General features: G+C 39.9%; 19 protein-coding genes. 18 read left to right on the top strand and 1 reads right to left on the bottom strand.

The window, feature by feature from the left end:
- The first annotated feature begins 23 nt into the window (after positions 1 to 23).
- The 18 genes from D6856_RS02945 to D6856_RS02865 all read left to right on the top strand — a co-directional run bounded on the left by D6856_RS02945 (position 24) and on the right by D6856_RS02865 (position 11,663).
- Complete coding sequence (locus D6856_RS02945; RefSeq protein WP_120685656.1) at positions 24 to 440, top strand: GNAT family N-acetyltransferase; 417 nt, start codon at positions 24 to 26, stop codon at positions 438 to 440.
- Between the two features lie 7 nt (positions 441 to 447).
- Positions 448 to 924 carry a GNAT family N-acetyltransferase gene (locus tag D6856_RS02940; protein ID WP_243114014.1) on the top strand — a complete coding sequence of 159 codons (477 nt, stop codon included), beginning with the start codon at positions 448 to 450 and terminating at the stop codon, positions 922 to 924.
- Between the two features lie 54 nt (positions 925 to 978).
- A complete protein-coding gene (locus D6856_RS02935) occupies positions 979 to 2,142 on the top strand; it encodes an MFS transporter (RefSeq protein ID WP_120685654.1) in 1,164 nt (387 codons plus the stop codon).
- A 44-nt stretch (positions 2,143 to 2,186) separates the two neighbouring features.
- Positions 2,187 to 2,822, top strand: coding sequence for a GNAT family N-acetyltransferase (locus D6856_RS02930; RefSeq protein WP_158588805.1), 636 nt, complete (start codon positions 2,187 to 2,189; stop codon positions 2,820 to 2,822).
- A 25-nt stretch (positions 2,823 to 2,847) separates the two neighbouring features.
- Positions 2,848 to 3,519: a methyltransferase family protein gene (locus D6856_RS02925; RefSeq protein ID WP_120685652.1), complete on the top strand. Its 672-nt coding sequence runs from the start codon at positions 2,848 to 2,850 to the stop codon at positions 3,517 to 3,519.
- Between the two features lie 7 nt (positions 3,520 to 3,526).
- Positions 3,527 to 4,243, top strand: coding sequence for a sulfite exporter TauE/SafE family protein (locus D6856_RS02920; protein ID WP_120685651.1), 717 nt, complete (start codon positions 3,527 to 3,529; stop codon positions 4,241 to 4,243).
- Positions 4,244 to 4,312: 69 nt separating this feature from the next.
- A complete protein-coding gene (locus D6856_RS02915; protein WP_334295368.1) occupies positions 4,313 to 4,918 on the top strand; it encodes an SAP domain-containing protein in 606 nt (201 codons plus the stop codon).
- Positions 4,919 to 4,999: 81 nt separating this feature from the next.
- Positions 5,000 to 5,569: a flavin reductase family protein gene (locus D6856_RS02910; protein ID WP_120685649.1), complete on the top strand. Its 570-nt coding sequence runs from the start codon at positions 5,000 to 5,002 to the stop codon at positions 5,567 to 5,569.
- A gap of 37 nt (positions 5,570 to 5,606) precedes the next feature.
- Positions 5,607 to 6,194: a GNAT family N-acetyltransferase gene (locus D6856_RS02905; protein WP_120685648.1), complete on the top strand. Its 588-nt coding sequence runs from the start codon at positions 5,607 to 5,609 to the stop codon at positions 6,192 to 6,194.
- A 262-nt stretch (positions 6,195 to 6,456) separates the two neighbouring features.
- Positions 6,457 to 7,008: a TetR/AcrR family transcriptional regulator gene (locus D6856_RS02900; RefSeq protein WP_120685647.1), complete on the top strand. Its 552-nt coding sequence runs from the start codon at positions 6,457 to 6,459 to the stop codon at positions 7,006 to 7,008.
- Positions 7,009 to 7,012: 4 nt separating this feature from the next.
- On the top strand, positions 7,013 to 7,843 hold the full coding sequence (locus D6856_RS02895) for a CPBP family intramembrane glutamic endopeptidase (RefSeq protein ID WP_120685646.1): 831 nt from the start codon (positions 7,013 to 7,015) through the stop codon (positions 7,841 to 7,843).
- 129 nt (positions 7,844 to 7,972) lie between these two features.
- Positions 7,973 to 8,863 (top strand): AraC family transcriptional regulator, encoded by an 891-nt coding sequence (locus tag D6856_RS02890; RefSeq protein ID WP_120685645.1) that lies wholly within the window; start codon positions 7,973 to 7,975, stop codon positions 8,861 to 8,863.
- A 60-nt stretch (positions 8,864 to 8,923) separates the two neighbouring features.
- A complete protein-coding gene (locus D6856_RS02885; RefSeq protein ID WP_120685644.1) occupies positions 8,924 to 9,742 on the top strand; it encodes a GNAT family N-acetyltransferase in 819 nt (272 codons plus the stop codon).
- Between the two features lie 118 nt (positions 9,743 to 9,860).
- Positions 9,861 to 10,295, top strand: a complete 435-nt coding sequence (locus D6856_RS02880) for a VanZ family protein (protein ID WP_243114012.1) — start codon at positions 9,861 to 9,863, stop codon at positions 10,293 to 10,295.
- A 32-nt stretch (positions 10,296 to 10,327) separates the two neighbouring features.
- A complete protein-coding gene (locus D6856_RS02875; RefSeq protein ID WP_120685642.1) occupies positions 10,328 to 10,882 on the top strand; it encodes a hypothetical protein in 555 nt (184 codons plus the stop codon).
- Between the two features lie 8 nt (positions 10,883 to 10,890).
- Positions 10,891 to 11,061, top strand: coding sequence for a hypothetical protein (locus D6856_RS15535; protein ID WP_442861330.1), 171 nt, complete (start codon positions 10,891 to 10,893; stop codon positions 11,059 to 11,061).
- Entirely contained in the window at positions 10,994 to 11,137 is a 144-nt protein-coding gene (locus D6856_RS02870) for a hypothetical protein (RefSeq protein ID WP_158588804.1), read from the top strand. Before D6856_RS15535 ends, D6856_RS02870 begins: the two co-directional genes overlap by 68 nt.
- 1 nt (position 11,138) lies before the next feature.
- Positions 11,139 to 11,663, top strand: a complete 525-nt coding sequence (locus D6856_RS02865) for a hypothetical protein (protein ID WP_120685640.1) — start codon at positions 11,139 to 11,141, stop codon at positions 11,661 to 11,663.
- 8 nt (positions 11,664 to 11,671) lie between these two features.
- Here D6856_RS02865 and D6856_RS02860 read toward each other — a convergent pair whose 3' ends face one another.
- Positions 11,672 to 12,589, bottom strand: coding sequence for a magnesium transporter CorA family protein (locus tag D6856_RS02860; protein ID WP_092250682.1), 918 nt, complete (start codon positions 12,587 to 12,589; stop codon positions 11,672 to 11,674).
- Between the last annotated feature and the right edge of the window lie 274 nt (positions 12,590 to 12,863).

The raw sequence follows: 12,863 nt of genomic DNA, 5'->3' as shown, positions 1-12,863 counted from the left end.
CAAAACGGATAGGAGAAGAATGCATGAACCTCAGAATTACTGCGGATGGAGATGAGCGCGACATAAATGAGATTTTTGAAATGCTAAAGGAATATAATCTCAAAAGTCGCGAAGAATCTGAGAATGTCCCGCTCGGAATATACTATGAAGATGAAAACAACGGAAAGCTTGCGGGATTAACCGGTGAAACATTCGGAAATTGGCTATGTGTGCATTATCTTTTTGTCAGTGAGAAGCTTAGAGGAAAGGGAGTCGGCAGCGAGCTTTTAAATGCCGCTGAGAGCGAAGCCAAGAGGCGCGGCTGCAAGTATGCTTTTGTGGATACCTTTTCTTTTCAGGCACCGGAGTTTTACAAAAAGCACGGATACAACGAGGTCTTTACCCTTGAGAACTATCCGTATACAGGAAAAAGACATTACTATACCAAAGAGTTGATCTGAAGGACTTATGATGAACATACGACAATTTGAGCACAGTGATGCCCACGCGGTTTCGGAGCTGATAAGAAATACAATAAAGATATCTAATACAAAAGATTATCCAAAAGAACTGATGGATGCGTTGGTAAATGTAGAGACACCTGAGCATGTTCTTGAAAGAGCAAGCTGGACGCATTTTTATGTAGTGGAAGATCAGGGAAAGATCATAGGCTGCGGCGCCATCGGTCCTTACTGGGGAAAAGAGGACGAGAGCAGTTTGTTTACGATTTTTGTTTCTCCCGAATATCAAGGGAAAGGCGTGGGGCGCGCGATCATAGATATTCTTGAGAAAGATGAATATTTTCTTCGCGCAAAGCGAATCGAGATACCTGCGTCGATAACAGGTGTACCTTTTTACCTGAAAATGGGATATCATTTTAAAAACGGCATTTCTGAACCTGATGATGAACATCTTATCAGGATGGAAAAAATACAACAAAGATAAAGAACGGCTTTATAAGGGAAAGAGAAATAAAATCGAGATAGGAGATCTTTCGAAATGGGTTCTTTGTTATTGGCGGTAATATATCTGATTTTTATAAGTTTGGGACTCCCGGATTCACTTCTGGGATCGGGATGGCCCAAAATGCAGATGGTGTTTGGCGTTCCGTCATCTTACGCCGGATATGTTTCTATGACTATCTCATTCATGACGATCATATCTGCGCTTCTAAGTCCTAAATTTATAAAAAGATTTCACACCAAATGGATCGTTATCTTTTCCGTATTTCTGACAATCCTTGGACTTCTTGGATTTTCGATTTCGGGGCAGTACGCGATGCTTTTCTTATTTGCGGTTCCTTATGGCCTTGGCGCGGGCGCGATCGATGCTTCCGTCAATCATTATGTGGCCAATAATTATTCAGGTTCCGTGATGAATTTTTTGCATTGCTTTTATGGAGTCGGAGCGGTCATAAGCCCTTCGATCATGGCTATGGCCCTGAAGTATGCAAGATGGAACGAAGGCTACAGATGGACGGCGTTTGTTCAGATGGGGATTCTTTTGATATGCATTTTCTCTTTGCCGCTCTGGAAGAAAAAAGAGTCCGAAAGCGCAGAAGATGAGATCAAGAACAGCGCGGGTATAAGAGAGACAATTAAAGCACCCGGTGTCATTCTCACACTTATTGCGTTCTTTGCGTATTGTTCGGGAGAAGCAACTTGTTTCCTTTGGACGCCGAGTTTTTTTGCGGGAACGAGAACAGGAATGAGCGATCAACTCATTGCCTCTTTTGGTTCACTGATATTTGGCGGACTGATGCTTGGAAGATTGATCTCGGGCTTTATATCAAACAGACTTGGAGACAGACTTCTTATCAGGATTGGAATAGTTGTTGAATTGTTCGGAATTGCACTGGTATTCATACCATCGCCCGGTTACTTGATCGCCGCAATCGGCTTTGTTGTTATAGGAACCGGAATGGGACCGGTCTATCCTGCAATTCAGCACATGGCACCTACCAATTTCGGAAAAAGATATTCAGCCGCGGTTATCGGACTTCAAATGGCATCGGCATATGTTGGAAGTACCTTTATGCCTATGGTGTTTGGACTTTTGCAGCAGGAAATCGGAATAGGAATCATGCCGATTTATCTTTTGATTTTTGCAGTTATGAATATAGGATTCTTGGAGTTAACGTATAAAGTAATCAAAAAAGTATGAGCATTAATATTAATACATTAGAAAATTTAAACATAAAAAGAATTTTGGAGCGCGGGAGCGGAAAAGAAATTTACAGGGATGAAAGCGCAATCCTGGTGCTTGATGAAGTAAGTAAAGCATTCATGATAGCATGTGATGATGCGGATTTCGGCATGAATGTTTTGGAAAAGAATGCGGCAAAAGATATATCGCTTCTTTTTACATCAAACAAAGAACTGGGAGCGCGGGTCTATGAAAAGTACGGTTTTACCGGAAATATGGAATGCTTCCAGATGGCATATCTGAAAAAAGAAATACCGGTAAGCAACGAAAGTCTTTCCTTCAGAGAGGCTACTTTAGAGGATTTTCCGTTTATTTCAGCCGGATATGATCTTATCAGTGATGAAGAATTAAAAGAAGTGATAAGTCGCCGAGGTATTGTCGTCGGACGAACGGATGAAGGAATCGTGGGATTTATCGGAGAGCATCTTGAAGGCAGTATCGGACTTTTGTATGTCTTACCTCAGCATCGTAGAAAAGGATACGCAGCTGAGCTTGAAAAAGAAATGATTCGTCGTCATTTATCAAAAGGTTTTATTCCTTTCGGACAAGTTGAAAAGACAAATGAAGCTTCTATGCGTCTGCAAGAAAGCATCGGGATGACAAAGTCAGACAATACTGTTTTTTGGATGTGGAAATAGATGTAGCAGAGTTTTTGGGGGACATATGAATAGCAAATTGTTTATGCAAGCAATAACAAAAGTTTTATCGGGAATAATTCTTGTGGGGCTTCTGCTCTTTTTACCCGCGGGATCTTTTTCGTATTGGAACGGGTGGCTTTTGATAGGAATTCTGTTTATTCCCATGATTGTAGCAGGATTTTTCATGATGAAGAAAAGCCCGGAACTCTTACAAAAAAGATTAAATGCAAAAGAAGAACAGTCTGAGCAGAAAGCTGTCGTCGTGCTGAGCGGTGTGATGTTTATAGTCGCTTTTATCGTGGCGGGACTAAATTTCAGATTTCGATGGATTGTTTTGCCTAATTGGATTGTATATGCCGCAGCAATCGTTTTTTTGCTTGGATATATATTGTATGCGGAGGTTCTTAGGGAAAACGCATACCTTTCCAGAACAGTTGAGGTACAGGAGAATCAAAAGGTTATTGATACCGGCCTTTATGGGATTGTGCGTCATCCGATGTATATGAGTACATTTCTTTTGTTTTTATCAATGCCTCTTGTCCTTGGTTCCGTAATTTCTTTTGTTATTATGCTCGTTTATATACCTATAATCTCAAAGCGTATACGCAATGAAGAGCAGGTACTTGAAAACGGTCTCGAGGGATATTCGGATTACAAAAAGCGTGTGAAATATAAGGTTATACCTTGGGTTTGGTGAACTTAAAATGACTATATGGATTATTGCAACATTGATTGCATTTTATATTAAAGGGTTATGCGGCTTTGCCAATACTCTTGTTTTTACTTCTATACTGGCTTTCGGAACAACAAATATAAATATTTCTCCGGTGGAATTGATCCTTGGTTATCCTACGAATCTTATTCTTACATGGAAAAACAGAAATAAACTAAACAAAGCTATTTTTATTCCGCTTTCAATTCTGGTTTTGATAGGAAGCATTATCGGAGCTGTTTTATTAAAGAAAGTTAATCCCGGATATATAAAAATAGTGTTTGGAATCATTGTTGTTTTGATTGGGACGGAGATTCTTTTGAGAGAGTTTAATAAACTACAGTTAAAAGAATCTAAGATTTTCCTGGGAGTGATCGGTGTCCTATCAGGAGTGCTTTGCGGATTGTTCGGAGTTGGAGCGCTTCTGGCGGCATATATCGGAAGAGTAAGTAATAACAGCGAAGAATTCAAAGCTAATATCAGCGCTGTTTTCATTGTAGAAAATAGTTTCAGAATAATCCTATACATAGTACTTGGAATATTTACCCTTTCCGGCATAAAGCAGGCGATTATCCTATTTCCGTTCATGCTTATAGGATTATTTTTGGGAATAAAAAGCAGCAAGATCCTCAATGAAAAGACAGTTAAAATTCTGGTTATCGTCTTGCTGATAATCTCAGGTGTGATGATGGTTGTAAATAATATATGATGGACAGACATATGAAATTGATAGCTAAAGGAAATACCGCAAAGAAAATAAAGTAAGGAGATAGTGGGTATGGAACGCCCTGAATTTCAGAAAATAAAAGACTTTGATGAGTTCTGTAAATATTATTGGTATCGTGAGGAATTAATCCAAATATGTAAGTCGCTCGGACTTAAAGCAAACGGTAGCAAGATTGAGTTAAACAATGTCATAAAAGCATATTTTTCCGGAGAAAGAATTCTGCCTGAGAAGAAAAAGATAAAGCGAACGAAGAGCACTGTAAAGGAGTTAACGCTTGATACAGGTCTTATAGAGTGCGGTTTTACTTTTGGAAACAGATTCCGAGAGTTCTTTGCTGAACAAACAGGGGTGACTCCGTTCAAATTCAATGTTGATATGGTCGCAACGGCTAAGGCTGTAAAAGAAAATGGAGATGAATCTTTTACGCTTGGAAATCTTCTTGAAATCTATTACGGAAAAAGAACCTACGCCAAATATGATAAATCTGCGCTTCAATGGAATAAGTTCGTAAAAGATTTTTGTGAGGATGACGCCACGAAGATATACGGCGAGAGATTGAAAGCCGCTGCTGCTCTGTGGAAAGTTGTAAGAGAGTCAGAAATGAAAAAAGTATACACACACGAGCTGTTCGAGAAATACAAAGACAGTATTATGTGATGAGGGAATAATATCTGTTCAAGATAAATCGGGAATAGTGAGGATGACTTATATGACTCGGCAGAGATAAAGGGAGGAAATATGGCAAAAAGAAGATCTGTTGATCCTATATATTCTATGTGTGTTCAGCCTTCGTTTATTATTGGAACGAATAATGAGGATGGCTCGGACAATTTTGCGCCCATCACTTGGGCCAGCGCTACACATGAAGAAGGTGACGGATATCTTTTCGTCATCAGTATGGCAGGAACTAAGATGACCAAGAAAAATGTTATTAGGACCGGTATTTTTAGTGCTAATCTTGTCAGCACCGATATGTTGCCGCTTATGGATTATTTCGGCTCAAAGCATGCGAAAGACGGCGCCAAAGATGATATTTACTATGAGGTCGTCCGAGGAGATGTTCTGGATGTTCCCATTTTAAATGAGAGCCGATGGGTCTATGAATGTGAAGTGGTGAAGACAGTTGAAACCGGCGATTCGACTACTTTCTTTTGCCGTATCCGAAATATTCAGATGGATGAAAACCTTGTGTGTGAAGATACGTTTGATGTGGACCTCACGGTATTGGATCCGGTCATTTATTCAGGAAGATACCATAGCCTGGGAAAGATGCTTGGCAAGATCGGGGATTTTAAAATAGACCGTTAACCTCGTACCTTAGGTACATACTGGGATTGGAGATATTATGAAAGATATCATTATAAAGAAATTGACAGCTGAATTAAAAGGCGATTATCTTGATTTTTTTGATAATCGTGCGTTTTCGGATGGAAATCCCAATGGCCCTTGCTATTGCACTTCTCCTAATCAGGATGAAGAAACAATAAAGCAAATGGTCAGTGAGTTTCAGAAAAACGGTGTAAAAAAGACTGTTAGAAAATATGCGGTAGATATGCTTGATAGGGGAATTATCAAGGGCTATCTGGCATTTGATGATGATCTGTCTATAGGATGGTGCAATGCCGCAGATATAGATAGTTACAAAGGTTTTGTCCCCGATTTTGCCAGAGAAAACAAGTGTGGGAAAACGATTGCAATTGTATGCTTTGAGATAGCTCCGGGATACAGAGGCAAGGGAATAGCCTCAGCATTTATTGAACAAGTGTGCATAGATGCAAAGGCAAACGGATATGTTGCCGTAGAAGGTTATGCCCAAATTTCTGAAACGCGGAATGAATTTGATTTTACGGGGCCTGTTCATCTCTATGAAAAAGCCGGATTTTCTCAGGTTATGGAACGGAATGGACAAGTAATTATGAGGAAGGTTTTATAAATCTGGGTTGTGCGTAATAACGTTAAATCCTTAAGAAAACAGGTCAAAATCTTAAGGATTTTTTCTTTATTCCTGTATCTTTGATTATGAGTTAAGCCTCTATGAACATCAATCCAGCCCTTGCCCCAACATTCTACAACGGAACGATCAAGCTTGAGTTGGATACTGTACATCAAATGGATTTGACAATATCAAAGGGTAATGTTAATCTATTGGCTAATACCATTAGCCAATAAGCTAAAATGATTAGCAAGGGGGAAATATGTCCAGAAAACAAGAAATCATAGATGTATGTGTTGAAATGGTTGATAAAGATGGCTTTCTGAATCTTTCTATAAAAACTATAGCTGATAAATTGGGCATAAAGCCGCCGTCTTTATATAAGCATTTTCAAGGCGGCCTGGATGAAATAAAAGAGGCGATCATTGTATATGGTTGGAAAAATATTGATATAAAGATTGCTAAATCAGCGGTTGGAAAATCTCGGGAAGACGGATTAAAAGCAATGTGTTATGCGCTGCGTGAGTTCGCGCATGATCATCCCGGAGTTTTTGAGGCAATATGTTGGCACAACTCATATACTTCCGATCAGAACCATGAAATAACAAAAGGGGTTATATCATCTTTGTATTCTATTTTGGATTCCCTTGAGTTTAGTGAAGTTAAGAAAATGCATGTACTACGAAGTATGCGAGGCTTTGTGGAAGGTTTTTCCATGCTGGAGTTACATGGTAGTTTCGGAGATAAAATCTCTTTGGATGATAGTTTTGAATATGGCGTAGATGCATTGATTTCAGGAATTATGAAAGGATAAAAAAATGTGGGTTGATGAAAAAAAGAAAGCACCGATAGCAGATTATCTTGGTTGGCTTTTGTTTATAACTGTGTTTGTTCAAATTATTATGCTTATTATCGAGCCTGTATCGGTTAGTTATGCGGAGACGGGAAAGCTGACAATTGCATATATCTTTTATGCGATCATTGGGATACTATTTACAACGCCGGCTCCGGTCATTTCCCTTTTTATCGTGCTCAGGAAGGAAGAGCATATCACTGTAAAAGAATATTTGAAGCGCTTTTTATATACACCCCAAAAGGTGAAAACGATTCTGATAACCGGCCTGTTCTGCATAGCGGCTTTGATATTTGCCATTCTCTGCGGTGAACCTAACGGCTCGCCATTGTACATGATGCCACTTGGCTTTCTTATTATGCTGCCGTTCGTTGGCTTTGCGGAGGAAACCGGCTGGCGTGGTTTTTTACAACCTATGCTGGAGAAAAGATTTCCGTTCCCGGTTGCAACCACTATTGTTGCGGTGATCTGGTGTGTATGGCATTTCCCGATATGGTTACAACCATCATCCAATCATTATGGTGATAGTATGGTGGGGTTTGCTATAAACATATTTGTATGGTCATTTGTAGCCGCTGCGATTTATAAATCCACAAAGAGCGTCCTGGCATGTGCCATTTACCATTCTTTTATAAACTCTATAGGCGCAATTTATGATTGGAATTCGTTATTTGACACATACCCGAAATCAAATGCAGCGTATATATATTTTGGTATTATTTTTATAGCTGCTCTGATAATTTGGTATAAAGAAGATCTACATCAAAAAAGTCTCTTTCCTTCTAGGTTTGAATAATGTATCATCAAATAAATATAGTTAGATCATGATTCCAGATTTGATGATACGGACAATTTTTCGCAAACTAGGAAATGTACCCTTTCCGGAACTCGTCCATAATGGACGTGTAAGGAGGAGAACAAAAGCATGGAATGGATCGAAGCATTACAAAAAGCCATCACGTATATGGAAGAGCATCTTCTCGAGGAGATCAACTATGAAGATGTAGCAAGGCAGGTGCACACGTCGAGCTATGAGTTTCACAGAGCTTTCAGTTTCGTGACCGGCTTAACGGCCAACGCGTATATCAGGAACCGCCGATTGTCTTTGGCGGGAAAAGAGCTTGTGGAGACCGATGCGAAGATCACTGATCTGGCAATGAAATATGGCTACGAGACGCCGGAAAGCTTTACCAAAGCATTTACAAGATTTCATGGTGTCGCGCCGAAAACAGCCAGAGATGACGCCGGCAAGCTTGTGCTTTTTAATCCGCTTACGATTACTATATCCGTGAAAGGTGGTAAGAGTATGGATTATCGAATTGTTCAAACGAAAGAAAAGAAGTTTATTGCGCTGGTAAGAGAATTTAGTAATGGAATTATTAACGATGAAGCCAACCACGATGTGGCGGACTTCTGGGGAGAGTGCAACAGCAAAGAGTTGCTTTCTCCGATCTTTATGCTTAGGGAGGACGGAAAGCGCGACCTCTACGGTCTCTGCAGTCCGACTACAGAAGGAAAAGATACCTTCGATTATGGTATCGGAATCATTATCGACGAGGATACCGCTGAGTTCGATCAGGCGGAGCTTGAGAAAAAAGGCTTCCGCATCTGGGATGTCAATCCCGGTACATATGTGGTTTTTGACTGTGTTGGAGAAGACGGCGATTGTATCGCAAAAACTTGGGTGAAATTCTATAAAGAGTTTCTGCCGCAGATGGGCTACGAGGCTTCCGCAGAGATGGACTACGAACTTTACTATGACGGAACCAAACCGGAAATATTCTGTGAACTGTGGATTCCGATCAAAAAGAAATAAATCAGGACAGCTATCTCGAAAGAGGTAGCTGTTTATTATAAATAAAGGACAAAAGAATATATGAAAGAATATATATCCGCTACAACCAAAGATCTGGAAAAAGTATTAAACATAGTTCAGACCTCAATAAAAATCACTTACCCCAAGTATTATCCCAAAGAGGTTGTTGATTTTTTCAGTGACCTGCATTGCAAAGAGAATATTAAAAAAGATATCGAGGCCGGCTTGGTTGGAATTCTTTTTGTTGATGGAACTTGCGTAGGCACCGGTTGCTACAAGGACAACCATATCACAAGAGTATATGTTGCTCCTGAATATCAAGGGAACGGATACGGAACATATATCATGGATTGTTTGGAAAAAGATATATCAAAAAATTATTCAAATGCTGTTTTGGATGCATCATTACCGGCTTGCCGATTGTATATAAAGAGAGGATATAAAACAGTTGATCATTGTAAATATCCTGTTGAAAATGGCGCTATCCTCGTGTACGAGGTAATGGAAAAAGAATTAGCCCGTAATATGACAGACATAGATTATAACGGAAGAAAATTCGTTCCTTTGATCAATTCCGAAAATGGTGAGGTGGACGGAAATACTGTTTTTCATTATAATCAAAAAGACTTTGACTTTTTCGCTGAATACTCCGGTGGGGAAATAAAGACGGGATTCATGGTCGGAAAGGTTAATAAAGCCGGCGAGATAGATTTTTATTATGAGCATTTAAATATCTATGACGAAATTCGCGCGGGTAAATGCCATAGTGTACCGACCATTAAAGATAACGGGAAAATAGAACTGCACGAAAAATGGCAGTGGCTTAACGGAGATTGCTCCATGGGAGAATCAGTAGTAGTTGAACAGGAAAGAGAGTGACACAATGATTGAGATTACATATTTTCAGATGTTTCTATTTATAACAATAATATGGATTATTTCGCGTTTTATAGTTGCGGTGAAAACCAACACTTTTTCTTTTAAACGAGAATTACAGATGCTTCTGGTTTACGTATGCATCGTGGTAATAGCCAGGTATGTATATTTTGAATTTCATCTTGAAAATGGAAGGATTCAGACAACAAAGCTAGGTCTTGAAGAAGATATCAATGATATGATCAGTATCATTCCGTTTTATTTCTTAGTAGACCGTTATGATGGTTGGCTTATGAACATTATCGCAAATATCGCGATGTTCATCCCTGTTGGAATCGTGTGGCCGATATGTTTTAAAAGACTTGATACTATCCAAAAAACTATTAAAGCCGGCGCCGGTTTCACCTTGTTTATAGAACTCACACAGCTGTTTTGCATCGGAAGACATACGGATGTTGATGACTTGTTTTTAAATACATTAGGTGTTGCGATCGGCGCGTGCATTGTTTTCGCGATTCGCGGAAGTAGAAAGGATGCTTTTGAGAGTTATAAATAATAACTCGAATTTTGCAGAATAAAGATATAACTATGGACCAAAAGAAAGTAGGGCGTTGGTTTTATGACAGGTATTCGCCCAAAAAAGATGAAAATGGAAAAATCGTTTTGATGACAAAGGCTTCGTTTGGACCATTAGAAGTCTATAAATGGGGAATTAACGCTGATAATCAATTGTATGAGGAATACCAATGGATCGAAAACGATTTTTTTAAGGATGAAAATTACGTTAGGATAATTACACCTGAAGAATATCTTGAGGTGTTAATGGTTCAACCAGTGGGGGACGGCTGGATTGATATGATATGTGCACCTGATGATATCGAGGCTTTTATCGATTTTTGCAATGTTATTGGAAAAACCATAAAGGGTTTTACATGGTGGTGTCATGTGACGGAAGGTCATACCCCCTGCGGCATGGGTGGCCCTAAGTCAAAATATTACGAAGGTTGGTTCAGTGAGATTCAAATGGATGATCTGATACGATTTAAAGATAACGAATCATATCGAGATTACTTCAGATACGAATGGCCGGCAGAAAAGCATTACAAAGAGTGTTATTGGCCGGGCTTTTGGCTTAAAAAGTGAGATAAAGCATGGGGAAAATACTAAAATCCTGGAGCGGAATGCGGAAATATCTGGAGAACGAAATGCTTGCCGATTCGCTCCGCGGAAGAGTCAGATACAATTGCACCGCATATGTCGGTATGGATGTTTGCCATTCTCGACAGAAGAGTAGGAAAAAGAACTCTCGAAAAAATGGCTGACAGTATAGATTCGGAACCAATGTGGCTTCAGGAAGTATATGAATTTAGAACTAAAGAAGAAAAGGGGAACAAATAAGATGATAAACAAGATTTCAAAGAAGCTTATCGCAGTACTTTCAATATCTTTTTTACTGATAGCGCAGCTTGCGGGCTGCGGCGCAGTTTCTAAGGAGCCGCTTACCGGAGTTACCAGGGTTGTATATATGTCTACCGGAGGAGATGTGGATAGAGTATCGTTTTATATACTTACCGATGATCTTCAGGTTAAGGGATATGAAATTCAGCCATATTCTGACAACAAAATTGATGTCTTTTCTGGAGAGATTCCTCCGGATGAGTATTTGGAAGAAGAGTATTCGATATCACAAGATGCTTGGGATAAGCTAATGGAAGATCTTGGTCAAAATGATTTTATGTCTATGCCTGAAGAACTTCCCGAAGTTAAGGCTTATGATGGGTCAGCGATGGAGATTCAGATAGAGACAGCCTCAGGGACTCATAGAACCGGAGGCTACCTGGCGGGATATGGCAAAGGAAGATACCATAAGCGTTTTGCAAATATTTCAAGAGCTTTTTTCGAAGCAATATCAAACGAAGAGTAAAAGCTCCGTCACAGGATCTTTTTTATCTTAAAGAAAGTCAGACTGCCGACAACGATGAGCAGGCTTAAGCCGATGATCACGGGGTATCCGAACTTCCAGGTGAGCTCGGGCATGTACTTGAAGTTCATTCCGTACCAGCCAACGATGAGTGTCAGCGGCATGAAGATTGTTGTTACCACGGTAAGGACCGTCATGATGCGGTTCTGCTTAACATCAAGCTGAGACTGATACAGGTCGTTAAGCTGGATGGTGTAATCTCTAAGGTGGGTTGCGGCGTCGTAGAGCCTGTCAACCCTGCTTGAGAACATGTGGAAATATCTGAGATTGTCTTCCTCAAAGAATCCGTTCTCGTTTTCTTCAAGCTCCTGACCAAGATCCTGGAGCTGCTCATAGTGCGTACGAAGGTCTCTTATATCGCCGCGAATTTCGTTGTTTCGCTGGATGTGAGCCTCCTCGGCATCAGTCATGATCTCTTTTTCTATTCCGTCAAGTTCGCGCTCATAGCGCTGCATGATCAGAAGGTCGTTGTGAATTATCTGCTCAAGAAAATCGTAGAGGAATCTCTCAAGTGAAGGCTTGCGCCACTTCTTGTTTCGCTGGATCTGCTTAACGAGCTTGAGTGCGCTGTCTGTTTTATCTATGAATATAATTCCGGTTTCATCCAGGGCAAAAGAAAAACTTTCAGGCTCATCGGTACACGCCGACTGCACGGGAATGCAGAAGGTTCCGGTTAACGAGTCGTAGTTTACTTCGGCCTTGGTTGTAAGGATCTCATCGTTTTCCATATCAAGATCTATGCCCATGTCAAAATTCTCGCTCTGAGCAAGCCATTGCTCCGGCGTAAGAACGGCAACATAAGGAAATCCCGCATCGTGGCACTGCTCTGCGCTGCATTCTTCAAGTGTGTTCTTGATAAGATAGTACATGATGATCCTCCGACATGGTTTATTTTATATCTTTTAGACTTTTGACATATATGATAAACGAATTGCTCCATGACTTATGTCATTTTCGCAATTCTACAAATATTCGAAAACCGCTAATTTGCTATGCAAATTGCTATTTTCTCATATTTGTTCGGGTCATAAAGTCAAAAAGCATAACATGCAAGCATGTACGCTTTTTGACTTTTGACACCTTTATCATATATCATATCACCCTAAAAGCTCATTAAAAAGGCACAAATATTGTATAATTAAA

The organism is Butyrivibrio sp. XB500-5 (assembly GCF_003625505.1).
Lineage (GTDB): Bacteria > Bacillota > Clostridia > Lachnospirales > Lachnospiraceae > Butyrivibrio.
Note: the sequence above shows the minus strand (reverse complement) of the source record. Positions and strands in the feature narration are given on the sequence as shown.